The organism is Pseudoalteromonas galatheae, assembly GCF_005886105.2.
GTDB lineage: Bacteria > Pseudomonadota > Gammaproteobacteria > Enterobacterales > Alteromonadaceae > Pseudoalteromonas > Pseudoalteromonas galatheae.
On record NZ_PNCO02000001.1, the window covers coordinates 1144968 to 1161107 of the forward strand.

Consider the following 16140-nt stretch of genomic DNA (forward strand, 5'->3'; position numbering starts at 1 on the left):
GATGAAGAAACTATTTAAAGGTTTTGCAGTTGCTGCAGCGTTAACAGTTTCTGCTGGTGCCGCGCTAAATGCACACGCAAATACTGAAGCCTTAGACAAAATCCTAGAGCAGGTTAAACAAAACCGTATCTCTGAAGGCAAGATCAACAAGCAGCGTGAACAAGAGTTCTTAAGTGACCGTGCTGATAAGCAAGCGCTTCTAAACAAAGCAAAGCGTGACCTAGCTGCTGAGAAAGCACGTGGTGAGCGTTTAAATGAGCAGTTCAAGCAAAATGAAATCACGCTTGCTGAAAAAGAAGTTGAGCTAGAAAATGCTAAAGGTACGCTAGGTGAGATGTTCGGTGTTGTACGTCGTTCAGCTGCTGACGCGATCGGTTCAATCGAAGCATCACTTGTAAGTGCTGAAAAGCCTGGACGTGCAGAAGTACTTCGTTCATTAGCTGAAGCGAAAGAGCTTCCGACTACTCGTGAACTTGAAGAGCTTTGGATTGCTTTCCAAACTGAAATGACAGAGTCTGCTAAAGTTTCTAAGTTTGAAGCAGAAGTTGCTGAGTTAAGCGGTGACGTGAACGTTAAAGAAGTTACACGTGTTGGTAACTTTAACCTTGTAACTAAAGACGGTTACGTAATTTACGACGCTGAGAACAAGCAAATTGTTCCTCTTGGTAAGCAGCCAAGTGGCGAGCTAGGTGGTGTTGAGCGTCTAATCGGTGCAGCTGCTAATGAATATGCGATGTTTGCTGTTGACCCGACACGTGGTTCACTTCTACAACTAAATACGCAACGAGCAACGATGGAAGAGCGCTGGCACCAAGGTGACACAGTAGGTTACATCATCACTGCATTACTTATCTTAGGTGCGTTAATTGCAGTTGTTCGTATGCTTGACCTATTCATCGTTAGTGGCAAAATTAAAGCGCAAATCAAAAACGCGAATAACCCTAACACAAACAACCCTCTTGGCCGTATCCTGAAAGTATATCACGATAACAAAGACCAAGATGTTGAAAACCTAGAACTTAAACTTGATGAAGCTATCCTACGTGAAACTCCACGTATTGAGATGGGTGTAAACATCATCAAGATCCTAGCGGCTATCGCGCCACTACTAGGTCTACTAGGTACGGTTGTTGGTATGATCATGACGTTCGAATCAATCACGCTATACGGTACTGGTGATCCGAAAATCATGGCAGGTAACATCTCTCTAGCGCTAGTAACTACAGCTCTAGGTCTAATTGCAGCTCTACCTCTAATTCTACTTCACGCTGTTGTACATGGTCGTAGTAAAGCGGTTCTACATATCCTAGATGAGCAAAGCGCAGGTATTGTTGCTGCTCACGCGGAGAAGGAGAAAGCCTAATGTTAGTCCTGATGGAGATATGGGAATCTATCAGGGATTTTGTTGCTACAGGCGGCGATGTATTGTACGTGGTCGCGATAGCACTCTTTCTAATGTGGGTTTTAATGATTGAGCGCTATTGGTTCCTACTCGGCGAATTTCCTAAGTTACACAAGGATATCGTCGCTAAGTGGGACGCCCGCCAAGATACTACGTCTTGGTACGCACACAGAATCCGCGATGCTTGGATTTCTGAAGCGTCTGAAAAATTAGATGAGCGCATGTTGATTATCAAAACATTGGTTGCGATGTGTCCATTAATCGGTCTTTTAGGTACAGTGACAGGTATGATCACAGTATTTGAGACAATGGCTACTCAAGGTACGGGTAACGCACGATTAATGGCTTCAGGCATTTCAATGGCTACGGTACCAACAATGGCTGGAATGGTTGCGGCACTATCAGGTGTTTTCTTTAGCACGCGTCTAGAAGCACGTGCAAAAATGGCTAAAGAGAAGCTAGTTGATAGCTTGCCTCATCACTAGAGAGAGATTGAACTATGGCACGTAAACAACGTTTTCGTGAAGAGGAAGATGCAGCAGTAGATATGACGCCGATGCTAGACATCGTATTCATCATGCTTATCTTCTTCATCGTAACCACTTCTTTTGTTAAAGAAGCTGGTATTGAGGTTAACAAGCCAAAAGCGGCACAAGCACAAAAGACAAAGAATGCGAACATCTTTATCGCAATCCGTGAAAACGGTGAGATTTGGATGGATAAGCGTCAAGTTGATGTTGAGCGTGTAAGTGCTAACCTTGAAAGTCTAATGGCTGAGCAGCCTACTGACGTGGTAATTATTCAAGCCGATAAAGGTGCGAAGCACGGCGTAGTTGTTAAGGTTATGGACCAAATTAAAGCGACAGGCGACAACTTGAAGATTTCAATAGCTGGAGATCAGTAATGATTCGACTTCTGTTTTCACTTCTAGCAGGTGGGGCAGTAACTCTCGGCTTGTTCTTTTTCATGTCATATCTTATCTCCGGAGGAGCGGATAGGGCAGATGTTCAAAAGGAACAGATAGTCGTCGAGATTATGTCGAATCCACCTGAATCAAAGGTGCAGCAGCGGAAGCGTGTCCCGCCTCCGCCGCCACCACCGCCAAAGCAGCCGCCTAAACCGCAGCCGCCTCAGCCAGACACGGCTGATCCGTCTGCTGGTAATATCGGCTTTAACATGCCTAGTATTGATCTAGGTGGTACAGCAGGTGGTTTATCTGGACCTGGTGAATTCGGTCGTGATGGTGATGCAACACCAATCGTTCGAATCGAGCCTAAATATCCGCCGCAAGCTGCACGTGATGGCAAAGAAGGTTGGGTACGTTTATCTTTCACTATCAATGAGCTTGGTGGTGTAGAAGACATCGATGTTATCGATGCTGAACCAAAACGTATCTTTGACCGTGAAGCAAAGCGTGCACTTCGTAAGTGGAAATACCGCCCTAAAGTTGTTGATGGTAAACCCCAGAAACAACCAGGCATCACTGTTCAGCTTGACTTTAAGTTGAATCAAGGTAATTAAGGAGGCAAGACATGAAAAGTTTACCTAAGTTTACAGCTCTTGCTCTTCTTGTTGCTTTGACTGGCGGTATGTACTCAAACTCAGTTTTTGCAGCGCCAAACTATGAAGAGATAGAAAAGCGTAAAGCCGCAAAAACTAAGATCATGGGTGAGCGGGTAGGTAAGAAGGTTGCTAAAGCGTTCGATCTTTATAATGAAGAAAAAGTTGACGAAGCGATTGAAATGCTTCGTGAGCTTGACCCTTCAGATGATTTCGATAAAGCGACAGTAAATCGTTACCTAGGTCAGCTGTATGCTCAAAAAGAGAACTACAGCGAAGCGATAAAATATACTCGTCAAGCCATTGCGCCTGATGCGCTTAACTTTAAAGATCAAGGCGATCTGATGAAGTTATTGGGTGACCTTCTAATGGGTACTGAAAAGTACGCAGAAGGTATCAAAGCCTATGAAGCGTGGATGGATTTTACTGGTGAGAAAGATCCAGCAGTATATGGCCGTATCGCTCAGGGTTATTATGAGCTTAAGCAATTTGCTAATGTAATTGAGCCAGCAGACAAAGCGATAGCAGCGTCTGAAGAGCCAAACAAGCAATACTACCTGATGAAGATTGGTGCATACTTTGACCTTAAACAGTTTAAAAAGGCTGTTGAAGTAGGTGAAGTAATGGTTAAAATCTTCCCAGAGGATCCGCAATCATGGACTCGTTTAGGTGGCTTTTATTTGCAAACTGAAGATTACGGTAAAGGTTTAACCGTAATGGAGATTGCATACGATAAAGGTTACTTTGAAAAAGAGAACCATTATAAGATCCTTGGTAGCTTGTACTCACTGGTTGAAGTACCTTGGAAGGCTGCTGTTACGTACGAAAAAGCTATTAAAGATGGCAAAATTGAACGTACAAAAGCGAATGTAACCGCGCTTGCGAGCTATTACCACCAAGCTAAACACATCAGCGATGCTGCTAAATACTATGAAGAAGCTGCAAAGTTTGATGATGATGCCGAGCTTTATGGTAGAGCGGGTGGTTTGTTGCTACAGAACCAGCAATACAGTGCCGCAGTTGTGAGACTGAACAAAGCACTTGAGCTTGGAACTGAAAAGAAAGGCAGTGCATATGCTGATCTTGCGGAAGCTTACTACTATCAGGATAAGTTTAAACAGGCTTACTCAGCAATTGTGAAGGCACAGGATGATCCTCGTACTCGAAAATTTGCTAAAAGCTGGGCAAACTTTATCAAAGATAAAGCACAGCGTAGGGGCGTAAGTCTCTAATGAAAAAGCCCCGAAAGGGGCTTTTTTGATTTCAAAATCTAATGTGGAATTATGAAAAAGCATTTATTGTTCAGCCTGACTTTGGTCGCGTTTATATTCCTATCTGCTTGTAGTGAGCAAAAGCAAGTCATAAATTATCAAGAGCTCAGAACTTCTTTAATCTCTCTTAATAGCAGTTTAAGCCACTCATCTACTGATAATATTAGTGTGTTGCCATTTACGGAGGGCTACTTACAGCTTAGACACGCGTTATTGGCTAGTGACTTGGATGACTCAGATGTGATGGCGCACAAAGAGTTGGACTACTTAAGAATTCAAGAGCGCTACCCAGAGCGTTACTTACCTTGGCCGGGTAATATTACGGTGCTTAAGAACGTAGAGAATAGGGTGAGTGGCGAAGAGCTTGAACAGTGGCTTGCATTTGTAACAACAAAGCTAAAAGAGGCCGACGAAAGTAATATTCGTCTAAACCGGTTTGAGCGAGAAGCGATAATAAAGCAGCTTGAAAATTCAGCTATTGATGCACCATCACGCTCAACGCTGCTGAGTTATTTGGGTGATTATAAACCAAGAGCGATGCTTGGGCTGCATCAGTTACCTAATGGGAAAGAGTGGTATCAATCAAAACTAAATTTTTACGGGGCTATCCAAGAATCACCGAATAAAGTTTTGGCAATATTATCAAAAATTGATGAGAAAAATAGTAAGTCAATTGTGCTCAATACAACGCCTAATACCCAACAGCCTTATATACTAGAGCTATTGCCAGCTAACTGCCAGAGAATTAGCGGGCTCAACTGGCGTGATGGATTTATTAATGTGCCTTCGACAGTAGCGAAGTGTACAAAGGCAATCGAGCAGCATAAAGCGCTGATCGTAACCTTAATGGCAGTGGATCTGGGAATTCATTATCAAGGGTGGTCCCAAAAGCAAGCATTTGTTGCGCTCAACTCAAAACTAGCGCTGAATGAACAACAAGCACAACAATTGATTGCTAATATAGTCTATTTTCCAGCGACTATTTTTGCTGCATATCCTCATTTTTTAAAGCCTTAGTCTTACAACTGCGACAGCGCTGGGTTGCTGGATCTTGCTCTAGCAACTCAAGCTCTATTATTTGCTCGCAATCGCAGCAATACCCAAACTGACCAATTTCCATTTGGCATAACGCTGCTTCTACTTTCATTAACCTGTCATAAAGTGGAAATTGTTCCGGATTTATTTTTTCCATTACAATGTCTAGCCACTTATTAGGTGGATTAAGCTCTAAGGTATTGGCAAGGTTGTGTGTAAACTCGTTGGGTGAAGCTTTTAGCTCTCCCAAAAAGTCACTTCTGAGTGTGGCAAGTTCAGCTTGTAAGCTTTGCTCATAATTATGTGTGTTTTCATTCATGGGCGCTCTCCTATCCGACGTCCCATTATCATTTCAGTCAAACTTTACTGTTATGATTTGAATCAATGTCTGGAGACATTGCGTATTTCTGCAACACCTTCATGACGTCATCTTTGCTTTTAAGCGTTTTGATTTCATCAAAAAGAACATGCGCTCCGCTATACTGACGTTTCAGATAACTTAACCACTGTTTTGTTCTAGCCGAAAAGTACTTTTCACTCATATTCTCATCCTGATGCATAGACGAATGAAGAATATGGTAGACGACATTTTCCCATGTGAGCGGAGTATAATGAGTACCGTTAACATGCGCTTTAATTTTTGCTGCCAAATCGGGGGTGGCTAGCGCACCGCGACCAAGCATCAAATCTTGGCAGTGGCTACGTGTTTGGCAGAGTAGTGCATCTTCAACTTGCCAAATTTCACCGTTAGCAACGACAGGAATGGTTAATCTTGATAATAAAGGCGGGATCTTTTCCCAGTACGCTGGCGGTTTGTAGCCATCTCGCTTGGTTCGAGCATGTATCGCCAAACTCGACGCACCTCCTTGCTGAACTGCATCGACAATTTCAGTGCTATTGGCGTCATCATCAAAGCCAAGGCGTATTTTGGCGCTTACTTGATGTTCGTCTGGTACTGCATCTCTAACCGCCTTAATGATTTGATAGATTTGCTCTGGCTCTTTCAGTAAAACCGCACCGCCACGGCTTTTATTCACGGTTTTTGCAGGACAACCAAAGTTCAAGTCAACACCATGTGAGCCAAGCTTTACGGCCTTTCGTGCATTCGCAGCAAGCGCGTGGGGTACTTGGCCTAGAAGCTGCACTCTTACCGGTGTTCCCGCTCTGGTGTAGCCACCATTTAATAGCTCAGGACAGTATCGTGTAAATACTCGACGCGGAAAGGTGAGATCAACTACACGGATAAACTCAGTCACACAAAGGTCAAAGCCACCGAGATCTGTAAGTAATTCGCGCATTTTAAAATCAACTACACCTTCCATCGGCGCCAGAACAAGCTTCATGTGTTAACCCTTTAGATACAACAAAAATAAAATGGGTCATTGATGACTCATTGAAAAGCGCGACATTCTAGCTAATTGTTTGCTGCAAGTCATCAACAGGCCCAATATCCACAAATGGCAAAAAGAGAACTGATGGACTATAACTGGATGTAAGTCGTAGTGTAGTGAGTGAAACTAAAATTTCTAAAGTTTTGCGAAATAAATGTCTAGGCGTTTGGGTCTACTAATTGAATCAACTATTTTTGAGAGAGCAAATATTATGAATACCGTTAAAAAGAACTCTATTGCCCTTACTTTAAGTGCTGTTGTTGCAGGCACAGCAGGATTAACCGCGACGGACGCGAATGCAAATCCATTTAGTTTTGAAACAATGACTTCAGGCTATCAACTTGACGCAGGTGAAGGTAAGTGCGGCGAAGGCAAATGTGGTGGCGACGCTAAAGGTAAAAAAGAAGGTAAGTGCGGCGAAGGCAAATGCGGTGGCGATGCCAAAGGTAAAAAAGAAGGTAAGTGCGGCGAAGGCAAATGTGGTGGCGACGCTAAAGGTAAAAAAGAAGGCAAATGCGGCGAAGGTAAATGTGGCGGCGACGCTAAAGGCAAAAAAGAAGGCAAGTGTGGTGAAGGTAAATGTGGTGGCAACCACTAAATAAAGGCACCATTATGGTCAACCCAATGACACAATTATTTATGGTAAGGTAGATAACGTCATTGGGTAATTTCAAAATGAAACTATGCAGGCAGAGAAACCTGTGTTTGTGTAGTTCCGAACCGGTTTAAAATAATGTCTAAAGTGAGAGAGAAGTATGGCAGTGCAGTTAGGCAACTTAGGACTTGGCTTGCGCCGTGAAATGGTCGATGAGGTGCTCAATGCACCACCAAAGCAAGTCGACTTTTATGAAGTTGCACCAGAAAACTGGCTCAAATTTGGTGGCAAGCTTGCAAAACAATTTCAAGCATTGACACAACAGCATACCTTTATCTGTCATGGCTTGTCGTTGTCGCTGGGTTCGCCCGCACCGCTTGATCGTGAATTTTTATCACAACTAAAAACATTTTTTAAACAGCATAATATCGCTACCTATAGTGAGCATCTGAGTTACTGTTCGGGAGAGGGGCATATGTACGATCTGATGCCAATCCCTTTCACTGAAGAAGCAATCCATCATACCGCTAAACGGATCCGAGCAGTCCAAGAGCATCTAGAACGCCGAATTGCGGTAGAAAATGTCTCTTACTATGCCGCTCCTGGACAAGAAATGTCGGAGCTGGAGTTCACCCTTGGGGTATTAGCCGAAGCCGATTGCGATTTGCTACTCGATGTTAACAACATCTATGTCAACGCTATTAACCATGGCTACGATGCTGAACAATTCCTAGCGGCTATGCCAAGCGAGCGTATTGCATACGGCCATATAGCAGGCCATTATGTGGAAGCCGAAGACTTACTTGTTGATACACACGGCGCTGAGGTGTCTTCGCCAGTATGGAGCTTGTTAGAGAAAGCCTATGAGCTACATGGAGTATTCCCAACTTTGTTAGAGCGTGATTTTAATATTCCTCCCATGGCAGAATTATTGGCAGAAGCGGGGCAAATTTCAGCAGTACAGGCCAAATACACCAAGCGCTTGGAGCAGGTATAGCTATGTCTTTTGTAGAAACTCAGCAGCAGTTTATGGCATATATTAGAGATCCAGACAACCAACCTGCACCTGAAGGCATAGAAGCTCGGCGCTTAAAAATCTATCAAGAGCTGTTTTTTAATAATGTCGAAGGCTTCGTGAGCAGTGCGTTTCCTGTACTTAAAAGCTTGTATACCAATAAAGATTGGTTGACGTTAATTCGGCTATTTTTTGTGAAGCACGATTGTCATTCGCCATACTTTTTAGAGATTAGCAAAGAGTTCTTGCAGTTTTTACAAACAGAATACGAGCCCTCAGAAGCCGATCCTGAGTTTTTGTTAGAGTTGGCTCACTATGAATGGCTAGAGCTAGATGTGGCAACGACCGTTGAAGCAGAGCATGAGCTTTCGATTGAAGCCCAAGCGCTTACAGAGGTCGAAATGAGCTTGGCAAGTACAACCCGAATTGCACATTATCAATATCCAGTTCATCAGATCAGTGAAACCTTTCGCCCGACTAAAACAGCAGGGCAAACGTTTAGCTTCGCACTGTATAGAGACGAAGAGGACGATGTTCAGTTTGTCGCACTAAATCCGATGACGGCCTTAATGTTGTCAGTGATTGAAGCCAATGATGGTATGCAACTCACTGATATTATAAATATTATCGCGCAGCAAGTGCCTCAGTTTACTGTTGAGCAGCTACAGCAAGGAGCACAGCATACACTTGCTGAATTCGCGGATCTTGGCATTATCAAAACAAAAAACCTTTAAGCCATTGGCAACATCGACTATTATACGGCCTGTTTTTGTCGTGCTTAAACTCGGACTAGGGCGCTAGTCAATGCTTTCTGCAGCTATGCAGTTGGTGCGAGTTGTAAAATTAAAGGTAGTATCTATGTCTAAAGGTGACTTTAAAGATCCGTTCAATGCAAAGTATTTCCTTGCATTTGTTGCTGTGTTTGCTGGAGTTGGTTGTTTAAACGCGATTCTAGGCTGGGCAACAGCGCTTGCATAAGTCAAGCTGAACGTATTTACCTAGAGGCTGCTTTTTGCAGCCTTTTTCGATTTTATACTCGTATACTGCTCACTAAATTGTTCGCTTTTCCTTCATCCTGACACACAAAGTCACTCAGTCGGTTTCAACCGGATAGAAAATTGTTATAATCTCACTCTTTTGTAATAAACTTAAAGCAAAGCAATTATGACGACAGAGAATATGTCATTGATCAAAAATAGTATCGCGACGGTTCCTAATTACCCAAAACCTGGGATTATGTTCCGTGACGTGACTTCACTTCTAGCAAACCCTGCCGCGTTTAAGGCAACAATTGATGCGTTCGTTGCGGCTTATAAAGATGGCGGCTTTACTAAAATCATCGGTACTGAATCGCGTGGTTTTATCTTCGGTGCGCCATTGGCATATGAGTTAGGCATTCCTTTTATTCCAGTAAGAAAGCCGGGTAAATTGCCACGTGAGGTAATTAGCCAGTCTTACCAGCTTGAATATGGTGAAGATACACTTGAATTACACTCAGATGCGATTGAAGCAGGTGATAAAGTGCTACTTGTTGATGATTTACTTGCAACAGGTGGTACTATTGAAGCAACAGCAAAACTGGTTAAGCGCTTAGGCGGTGAAGCCACTGATGCTGCGTTTGTTATTTCATTACCTGAGCTTGGTGGTGAAAAGAAAATCAATGATCTTGGGATCAAAATCCTTTCACTTGTAGAGTTCGAAGGCGAATAAGCATGAGCTATCAGGTTCTGGCGCGAAAATGGCGTCCGCAAAACTTCCATGAATTAATGGGGCAAGAGCATGTTAAACAAGCTCTGGTCAACGCACTCAATGAAAAGCGTTTGCATCATGCCTATTTATTCACCGGAACACGTGGTGTGGGCAAAACAACCATTGCTAGGATCTTTGCTAAAAGCCTTAACTGCGAACAAGGCGTTACTTCAACGCCTTGTGGTCAGTGTAGTGCCTGTACTGAGATTGAAACCGGTAAGTTTATCGATTTAATCGAAATTGATGCGGCTTCTCGTACAAAAGTTGAAGACACACGAGAAATCTTAGACAACGTACAATATGCACCAACTCGTGGTCGCTACAAGGTTTATCTCATCGATGAAGTGCACATGCTGTCGAAGCACAGCTTTAATGCGCTCCTTAAAACCTTAGAAGAGCCGCCAGAGCATGTAAAATTCTTGCTCGCCACAACTGATCCACAAAAGTTGCCTGTGACTATTTTGTCCCGTTGTTTACAGTTCAATCTGAACGCAATGACACAAGGGCAAATAGTTGAACAGCTAGAAAAAATCCTGCCGTTAGAGCAAGTTGCCTTTGATCCGGTAGCACTACAAACGTTAGCGAAAGCCGCTGATGGTAGTATGCGTGACGCACTAAGTTTGACCGATCAGGCTATTGCACAAACAAATGGCAATTTAACGGTGCCTGCAGTGCAATCTATGCTGGGACTGATGGATAGTGCTCATGCGGTCATTTTGCTGTCTGCAATTTTGTGCCACGACGGTGAAGCTTTACTCAATGCGATTGAAAAAATAGCACTACAAAACGGTAATTTTGTCAGTGTGCTGGACGATTTAATTGCGTTATTGCATGTTATTCAGCTCACTCAACTCGTGCCTAGTGCTGCGCGGTTATCAAATTTTGATAATAACGACATTAAACTATTTGCCGAGCAAGTAGCACCGCAACAGGGGCAGTTGTTGTATCAACTGCTGTTAAATGGCAAAAAAGACCTAAAATGGGCACCTGAGCCTAAACTTGGGTTTGAGATGGTCATGCTGCGATTAATGGCGTTTGAAAAAGAAAGCCATAGCGTAGTGCCTTCCGCTCCTGTGAGCCAAGAAACTTCTGAAAAGCAAAGCAAAGTAGGGGATTTACGAGCGCTGTTAAAAAAGCCAACGGAAGATAACGCTACGGTAGCGTCATCACCTCAGGTGCAGCCGGCAACAGCACCAACATATGCACCAGAAGCAACGACACCAGCCGCGCAACAAACAACACATTATGAGCCGCTGTCGCCAACACCTGCTGCGCAAAGCCAAGCACCAGTTGCCTCTGTGCCATCTGAGGCGGAGATGGCCAACCAATACGACAGCATTATGTCGCAGGCGGTAGAGCAGGGGTTCCAAGAGCAGGCTTCTGCACATCATCATGAAAGTGCGCCAGTTGATGATGCATACGCGCAAATAGCATCGCAAAATCAAGAGGACTGGCCTCGACCTGAGATGCAAAACCAAAGCGCTTCAGAATCTACTGCTACGGCCAGTGTTACCGAGCAGCAAAACCAAGCCCAGTCAGCAATAGCACGAATTTTAAAAAATCGTAATATCTCTGGGGCGGGTCGATTGGTGGGAGCCAATGGTGAGGTAAAAAAGTCTGAGGCGCCTAGTGCGCCAATGCCAATAGAGCAAGCGCCAGCCACGACGGTAACCACACCTGAGCATCGGCCTGAGCCGCAACTGGCACAGCCCGCTGCACCTCGCTTAGCACCAAAAAAGCAAAAGAAAGAAGCGTTTCAAGAGCGCCATAAACCTATTACGGAAAATTTAGCGCCTGAATTGCTAGAGCAGTTATCACCAGTAAAACAAGATGATAACGAACAAAGTATTCAAGTGGAGATCCCTGCACCGGAAAACTTTGTTAGTCCTATCAGTGACATTAAGTTTGCTCACCAAAGCGACGATTGGGCAAACATGATTGAAAAGATGCAATTAGGCGGTCGAATTCGCCAGTATGCATTACACAGTGTGATAACACAGCAAGGCGCGCAGGTACAATTGCAAGTAGATGCGAGTCAACAGCACTTAGACTCCGCAGTGCTTAGAGAGAAACTGACAGAAAGACTAAGCGCATTACTCCAGCAGCCAATCGAGCTTGAGATTAACTATATCGACACGGTAAATAACACGCCGTTTTTGGTACAGCAACAATTAGATGAGCATAGGCTTGTCCAAGCTAAAGCGGCGATGCGTGACGATCCACTCGTCAGCGCGTTTGTCCAAGAATTTGACGCAATGCTTGACGAAAATAGCGTTCAGGCATTGTAATTAAGGGCGTTAGCCCTTATCTTTTATCACAGTAAACCAAATTGAAGTATAAGAGAGCAGAATATGTTTAAAGGCGGAATGGGCAACATCATGAAGCAGGCGCAGCAAATGCAAGAGCGCATGGAAAAAGCCCAAGAAGAGATCAAGAGCCTAGAAGTAACAGGTGAAGCAGGCGCAGGTTTAGTTAAAGTAACTATGCTTGGTAGCCACAACGTACGTCGCGTAGAAATTGACGAAAGCCTAATGGAAGACGACAAAGACATGATCGAAGACCTATTAGCCGCTGCGGTAAACGACGCAGTTCGCCGCGTAGGTGAAGAAACGCAAAAGCGTATGTCAGAAGTCACCGGCGGCATGCAAATGCCTCCAGGCTTCAAAATGCCGTTTTAATAAGCACCAACGGAATAGTTAATTTTTATTTTTCGCGAAGAGAAATAAAAACAACATTTATAGAAAGCTTCGATACTCAAATATCGGAGCTTTTTTATAGCTACAATAAAATTCACGGGCTTTCTTGCTCTGGACTAGATTTTAGATACATGCTAAATGGCCTTGCGTTATCTGTTTCGGTATCGCTTTTCCTATATTCAAATGTCTAGGCTTTGGATAATATGAAGTGGGAATTTTCAGCATAGGAAAGCCACAATTAATTGGTTAATTAGCCTAATCATCTATTCCATGATTTGCACTATTTTAGTGTTTGTCGCGGTTGGTCTGTTGGGATTCGTTGTTTTAGCTGCTCTTAATGTTATATTTGCCATTATTGCCTCGATAAAGGCCAATAATGGTGAAGTGTGGACTTATCCACTCAGTTTCACTTTTAATAAGTAATCAACACTTTGAATAGCAAAGAACCTGCTGTTTGCATTGTTCTGGTTTGCTGTATTGAGTTTAACAATACACCTCACAGCTGCATGATAAATAGAGGCAGGAGCTAATTTAAGGCTTCTGAGCATAAAAAAGGAGCTTCGGCAAACATAGCAGCCCAAGCTGTTTGCCTGCTCCTAATTTACACTTACAGGGCTACGATTCACTTTCCTCTTCAGGGCATTGAGCTATTTGCTCGATATTGCCATTTTCATCTACTTGCTCAAGTCTCACTTTAAATCCCCATAAGCGATAAAGGTGCTTTATCACTTCTTGCTTTGAAGCGGCAAGCGGGATCCCGCCTTGCGGTACATATCTTAGTGTAAGTGAACGATCTCCCCGAACATCGACGTCATAAACTTGAATATTCGGCTCATGGTTACTTAGGTTGTACTGCGCTGAAAGGGCGCTGCGAAGTTGTTGATAACCCATTTCGTCGTGAATAGGGCCAACTTCTAAATGCGGAGATTTTTGTTTATCGACAATGGTAAAAAGCTTAAAGTCGCGCATGAGCTTTGGAGATAAAAATTGGCTGATAAAGCTCTCGTCTTTAAAATTTTGCATCGCAAAATGCAGTGTATCTAACCAGTTGCTTCCCGCAAATTCCGGGAACCACTGTTTGTCTTCTTCCGTTGGGTTTTCGCATATACGGCGAATATCGACCATCATGTTAAAGCCGAGCGCATAGGGGTTTATCCCTGAATAAAATTTACTATTATATGGCGGTTGATACACAACATTGGTATGGCTTTGCAAAAACTCCAACATAAAGGAGTCACTTAGTTTTCCCTCGTCATATAAGTGATTCAAAATGGTATAATGCCAAAATGTAGCCCAGCCTTCGTTCATTACTTGAGTTTGCCTTTGTGGGTAGAAGTACTGTGATACTTTACGCACAATACGAATAATCTCGCGTTGCCAAGACTCCAACAATGGCGCGTTTTTCTCGATAAAATACAGTATGTTTTCCTGAGGTTCTGACGGGAAATGGGAACGGTTGTCGGTTTCTTCGTCTTCACCTTTAGGAATAGTTCGCCATAATTCATTAACTTGGGACTGCAAATAATCTTCCCGTTCTTTTTGCCGCTTTTGTTCCTCAAACATAGAGATCCGTTGCGGCCTTTTATATCGATCAACCCCGTAATTCATCAACGCATGACAAGAGTCAATCAAGTTTTCTACCTCATCAATACCATACTTTTCTTCACATTTGGCGACATAATTTTTAGCGAAGACCAAGTAGTCAATGATGGATGATGCGTCCGTCCAAGTTTTAAATAGATAGTTACCTTTAAAGAAAGAGTTATGACCGTAGCACGCATGCGCCATCACCAATGCCTGCATAGGCATAGTATTTTCTTCCATTAAATAGGCAATACAAGGGTTAGAATTAATCACAATCTCGTAGGCAAGACCCATTTGTCCACGTTTGTAGGTTTGCTCAGTCTGGATAAACTTTTTACCGTACGACCAATGTGCATAACCAATTGGCATGCCTACACTGGAGTAGGCATCCATCATCTGCTCTGCTGTGATCACCTCAATTTGATTTGGGTAAGTGTCAAGTCTGTAATGCTCGGCTACACGAGCAATTTCTTGATGATAGGTATCAAGTAAATCAAAGGTCCAATCTGGACCATCGTCAATTGGCTGATATGTCATCGCGCAACCTCCCAAAAATTATGCCGCACTTTGCTTATTTTTGTTCTTCTTGAACAGTTCTCTAAAGATAGGGTAAATATCTTCTACACCTCGAATGTGCTGCATAGCAAAGTTGTCAAATGAGTTGGCTATTCCTTGATATTCCCGCCATAGGCTTTGGTGTGCACGGGTCGTAATCTCTATATACGCGTAGTAGCGGACAATCTTAAGTAGTTTGTTAGAGAGTATCTGGGTGCATTGTGGAGAATCATCTGCCCAGTTATCACCGTCAGAAGCCTGTGCGGCGTAAATATTCCAATCGCCTTGGGCATAGCGTTCTTGAATGATTTCGTCCATTAATTTCAGGGCACTTGAGACAATTGTGCCACCCGTCTCTTGCGAGTAGAAAAACTCCTGCTCGTCTACCTCTTTTGCTTGGGTATGGTGGCGGATATAAACTACCTCAATATCTTTATAAGTACGGGTTAAGAACTGATAGAGCAAAATATAAAAACGCTTTGCCATGTCTTTGGTGGCTTGATCCATTGAGCCTGACACATCCATTAAGCAAAACATGACAGCTTTGCTGGTGGGGTGGGGACGCCTTTCGTAATTACGAAAGCGTAAATCGTAATTGTCGATGAAAGGCACCGCGGCGATTTGCTCTTTTAGCACTTGGATCCGTAGTTCAATATCATTGATTTTCTGTTGAGGAGGAACAGGTTCAGCGAGCATGTTTGCCAGTTCTTCCTCTAATTCCCTTAACTCTCGGCGTTTACTTGAAGTCATCGCAATACGGCGTGCCATTGAGCCTTTTAAACTGCGTACAATATCTAGGTTACTTGGCATACCATCATTACAAAAGCCAGCTCGATGCGTTTTCATTTGCATTAATTTATCTAACTGGCTTTGTTGTAAGTTGGGTAACTCCAAGTCTTCAAATAATAGGTCTAAGTATTCATCTTTAGAAATAGAGAATACAAAGTCGTCTTGTCCTTCGCCTTGATTACTTGCTTCACCATCGCCTGAACCACCCCCTTGCCCAGAAGGTGGGCGTTGGATCCGATCGCCCGTTGAAAATTGATCGTTACCTGGGTGAATGAGCTCTCTATCACCCCCTTTACCCTGATGGAAAGTGGGCTCGCTGATATCTCGTTGTGGGATAGAAATACTCTCGCCACTGGAGATATCAGTCACACTGCGTTTGTTGATGGCCTCTGAAACCGCTTTCTTTATCTGCTTTTTGTAACGGCGGATAAAGCGTTGGCGGTTCAGAGTGCTCTTATTTTTGCCGTTAAGACGGCGGTCAATAAAATGCGCCATATA

16 protein-coding genes and 1 pseudogene are annotated in these 16140 nt (G+C 43.5%); 13 read left to right on the plus strand and 4 right to left on the minus strand.

The window, feature by feature from the left end; translation table 11 throughout:
* The first annotated feature begins 1 nt into the window (after position 1).
* From CWC29_RS05020 to CWC29_RS05045, 6 genes are read left to right on the plus strand one after another with little or no spacing between them, the layout of a single operon-like run.
* A complete protein-coding gene (locus CWC29_RS05020) occupies positions 2-1363 on the plus strand; it encodes a MotA/TolQ/ExbB proton channel family protein (RefSeq protein WP_128728052.1) in 1362 nt (453 codons plus the stop codon).
* Positions 1363-1887: a MotA/TolQ/ExbB proton channel family protein gene (locus tag CWC29_RS05025; RefSeq protein WP_017218012.1), complete on the plus strand. Its 525-nt coding sequence runs from the start codon at positions 1363-1365 to the stop codon at positions 1885-1887. The genes CWC29_RS05020 and CWC29_RS05025 overlap by 1 nt, the downstream gene beginning before the upstream one ends.
* A 14-nt stretch (positions 1888-1901) precedes the next feature.
* Positions 1902-2306, plus strand: a complete 405-nt coding sequence (locus tag CWC29_RS05030; RefSeq protein WP_099642010.1) for an ExbD/TolR family protein — start codon at positions 1902-1904, stop codon at positions 2304-2306.
* Positions 2306-2923, plus strand: coding sequence for an energy transducer TonB (locus CWC29_RS05035; RefSeq protein ID WP_128727837.1), 618 nt, complete (start codon positions 2306-2308; stop codon positions 2921-2923). Before CWC29_RS05030 ends, CWC29_RS05035 begins: the two co-directional genes overlap by 1 nt.
* Positions 2924-2934: 11 nt before the next feature.
* On the plus strand, positions 2935-4194 hold the full coding sequence (locus CWC29_RS05040) for a tetratricopeptide repeat protein (RefSeq protein WP_128727836.1): 1260 nt from the start codon (positions 2935-2937) through the stop codon (positions 4192-4194).
* A gap of 51 nt (positions 4195-4245) precedes the next feature.
* A complete protein-coding gene (locus tag CWC29_RS05045; protein WP_235956525.1) occupies positions 4246-5250 on the plus strand; it encodes a hypothetical protein in 1005 nt (334 codons plus the stop codon).
* Here the strand turns inward: CWC29_RS05045 and CWC29_RS05050 are convergent.
* Both CWC29_RS05050 and CWC29_RS05055 read right to left on the minus strand, forming a co-directional pair.
* On the minus strand, positions 5213-5587 hold the full coding sequence (locus tag CWC29_RS05050; RefSeq protein WP_128727835.1) for a TraR/DksA family transcriptional regulator: 375 nt from the start codon (positions 5585-5587) through the stop codon (positions 5213-5215). The two genes, CWC29_RS05045 and CWC29_RS05050, sit on opposite strands and share 38 nt — an antisense overlap.
* Before the next feature lie 37 nt (positions 5588-5624).
* Positions 5625-6611 carry a tRNA-dihydrouridine synthase gene (locus CWC29_RS05055; protein WP_138521972.1) on the minus strand — a complete coding sequence of 329 codons (987 nt, stop codon included), beginning with the start codon at positions 6609-6611 and terminating at the stop codon, positions 5625-5627.
* Between the two features lie 259 nt (positions 6612-6870).
* Here CWC29_RS05055 and CWC29_RS05060 point away from each other — a divergent pair, with 259 nt between their 5' ends.
* The 7 genes and pseudogenes from CWC29_RS05060 to CWC29_RS05090 all read left to right on the plus strand — a co-directional run.
* Positions 6871-7257 (plus strand): HvfA family oxazolone/thioamide-modified RiPP metallophore, encoded by a 387-nt coding sequence (locus tag CWC29_RS05060; RefSeq protein ID WP_167815413.1) that lies wholly within the window; start codon positions 6871-6873, stop codon positions 7255-7257.
* Positions 7258-7414: 157 nt separating this feature from the next.
* Positions 7415-8251 (plus strand): HvfB family MNIO-type RiPP peptide maturase, encoded by an 837-nt coding sequence (locus CWC29_RS05065; RefSeq protein WP_138524483.1) that lies wholly within the window; start codon positions 7415-7417, stop codon positions 8249-8251.
* A 2-nt stretch (positions 8252-8253) separates the two neighbouring features.
* A complete protein-coding gene (locus CWC29_RS05070) occupies positions 8254-9003 on the plus strand; it encodes an HvfC family RiPP maturation protein (RefSeq protein ID WP_138524481.1) in 750 nt (249 codons plus the stop codon).
* Between the two features lie 430 nt (positions 9004-9433).
* On the plus strand, positions 9434-9979 hold the full coding sequence (apt, locus tag CWC29_RS05075; RefSeq protein ID WP_010368992.1) for an adenine phosphoribosyltransferase: 546 nt from the start codon (positions 9434-9436) through the stop codon (positions 9977-9979).
* Positions 9980-9981: 2 nt separating this feature from the next.
* Positions 9982-12306, plus strand: coding sequence for a DNA polymerase III subunit gamma/tau (gene dnaX / locus CWC29_RS05080; protein ID WP_138524479.1), 2325 nt, complete (start codon positions 9982-9984; stop codon positions 12304-12306).
* Positions 12307-12369: 63 nt separating this feature from the next.
* Positions 12370-12696 (plus strand): YbaB/EbfC family nucleoid-associated protein, encoded by a 327-nt coding sequence (locus tag CWC29_RS05085; RefSeq protein WP_010368987.1) that lies wholly within the window; start codon positions 12370-12372, stop codon positions 12694-12696.
* Positions 12697-12945: 249 nt separating this feature from the next.
* Positions 12946-13137, plus strand: a pseudogene (locus tag CWC29_RS05090) (DUF4870 domain-containing protein); the annotation flags it as partial.
* A gap of 192 nt (positions 13138-13329) precedes the next feature.
* Here CWC29_RS05090 and CWC29_RS05095 read toward each other — a convergent pair.
* Positions 13330-14835 carry a SpoVR family protein gene (locus tag CWC29_RS05095; protein WP_128727829.1) on the minus strand — a complete coding sequence of 502 codons (1506 nt, stop codon included), beginning with the start codon at positions 14833-14835 and terminating at the stop codon, positions 13330-13332.
* A gap of 18 nt (positions 14836-14853) precedes the next feature.
* Positions 14854-16137, minus strand: a complete 1284-nt coding sequence (locus CWC29_RS05100) for a YeaH/YhbH family protein (RefSeq protein WP_128727828.1) — start codon at positions 16135-16137, stop codon at positions 14854-14856.
* Positions 16138-16140 lie beyond the last annotated feature (3 nt).

Excerpts from the sequence above, each read along its gene's own strand:
- CWC29_RS05020 (WP_128728052.1), top strand. The coding sequence starts at position 2 with ATGAAGAAACTATTTAAAGGTTTTGCAGTTGCTGCAGCGTTAACAGTT.
- CWC29_RS05045 (WP_235956525.1), top strand. The coding sequence starts at position 4,246 with ATGAAAAAGCATTTATTGTTCAGCCTGACTTTGGTCGCGTTTATATTC.
- CWC29_RS05065 (WP_138524483.1), top strand. The coding sequence starts at position 7,415 with ATGGCAGTGCAGTTAGGCAACTTAGGACTTGGCTTGCGCCGTGAAATG.
- CWC29_RS05100 (WP_128727828.1), bottom strand. The coding sequence starts at position 16,137 with ATGGCGCATTTTATTGACCGCCGTCTTAACGGCAAAAATAAGAGCACT.
- CWC29_RS05070 (WP_138524481.1), top strand. The coding sequence starts at position 8,254 with ATGTCTTTTGTAGAAACTCAGCAGCAGTTTATGGCATATATTAGAGAT.
- dnaX (WP_138524479.1), top strand. The coding sequence starts at position 9,982 with ATGAGCTATCAGGTTCTGGCGCGAAAATGGCGTCCGCAAAACTTCCAT.
- CWC29_RS05085 (WP_010368987.1), top strand. The coding sequence starts at position 12,370 with ATGTTTAAAGGCGGAATGGGCAACATCATGAAGCAGGCGCAGCAAATG.
- CWC29_RS05050 (WP_128727835.1), bottom strand. The coding sequence starts at position 5,587 with ATGAATGAAAACACACATAATTATGAGCAAAGCTTACAAGCTGAACTT.
- CWC29_RS05035 (WP_128727837.1), top strand. The coding sequence starts at position 2,306 with ATGATTCGACTTCTGTTTTCACTTCTAGCAGGTGGGGCAGTAACTCTC.
- CWC29_RS05025 (WP_017218012.1), top strand. The coding sequence starts at position 1,363 with ATGTTAGTCCTGATGGAGATATGGGAATCTATCAGGGATTTTGTTGCT.
- CWC29_RS05060 (WP_167815413.1), top strand. The coding sequence starts at position 6,871 with ATGAATACCGTTAAAAAGAACTCTATTGCCCTTACTTTAAGTGCTGTT.
- apt (WP_010368992.1), top strand. The coding sequence starts at position 9,434 with ATGACGACAGAGAATATGTCATTGATCAAAAATAGTATCGCGACGGTT.
- CWC29_RS05030 (WP_099642010.1), top strand. The coding sequence starts at position 1,902 with ATGGCACGTAAACAACGTTTTCGTGAAGAGGAAGATGCAGCAGTAGAT.
- CWC29_RS05095 (WP_128727829.1), bottom strand. The coding sequence starts at position 14,835 with ATGACATATCAGCCAATTGACGATGGTCCAGATTGGACCTTTGATTTA.
- CWC29_RS05040 (WP_128727836.1), top strand. The coding sequence starts at position 2,935 with ATGAAAAGTTTACCTAAGTTTACAGCTCTTGCTCTTCTTGTTGCTTTG.
- CWC29_RS05055 (WP_138521972.1), bottom strand. The coding sequence starts at position 6,611 with ATGAAGCTTGTTCTGGCGCCGATGGAAGGTGTAGTTGATTTTAAAATG.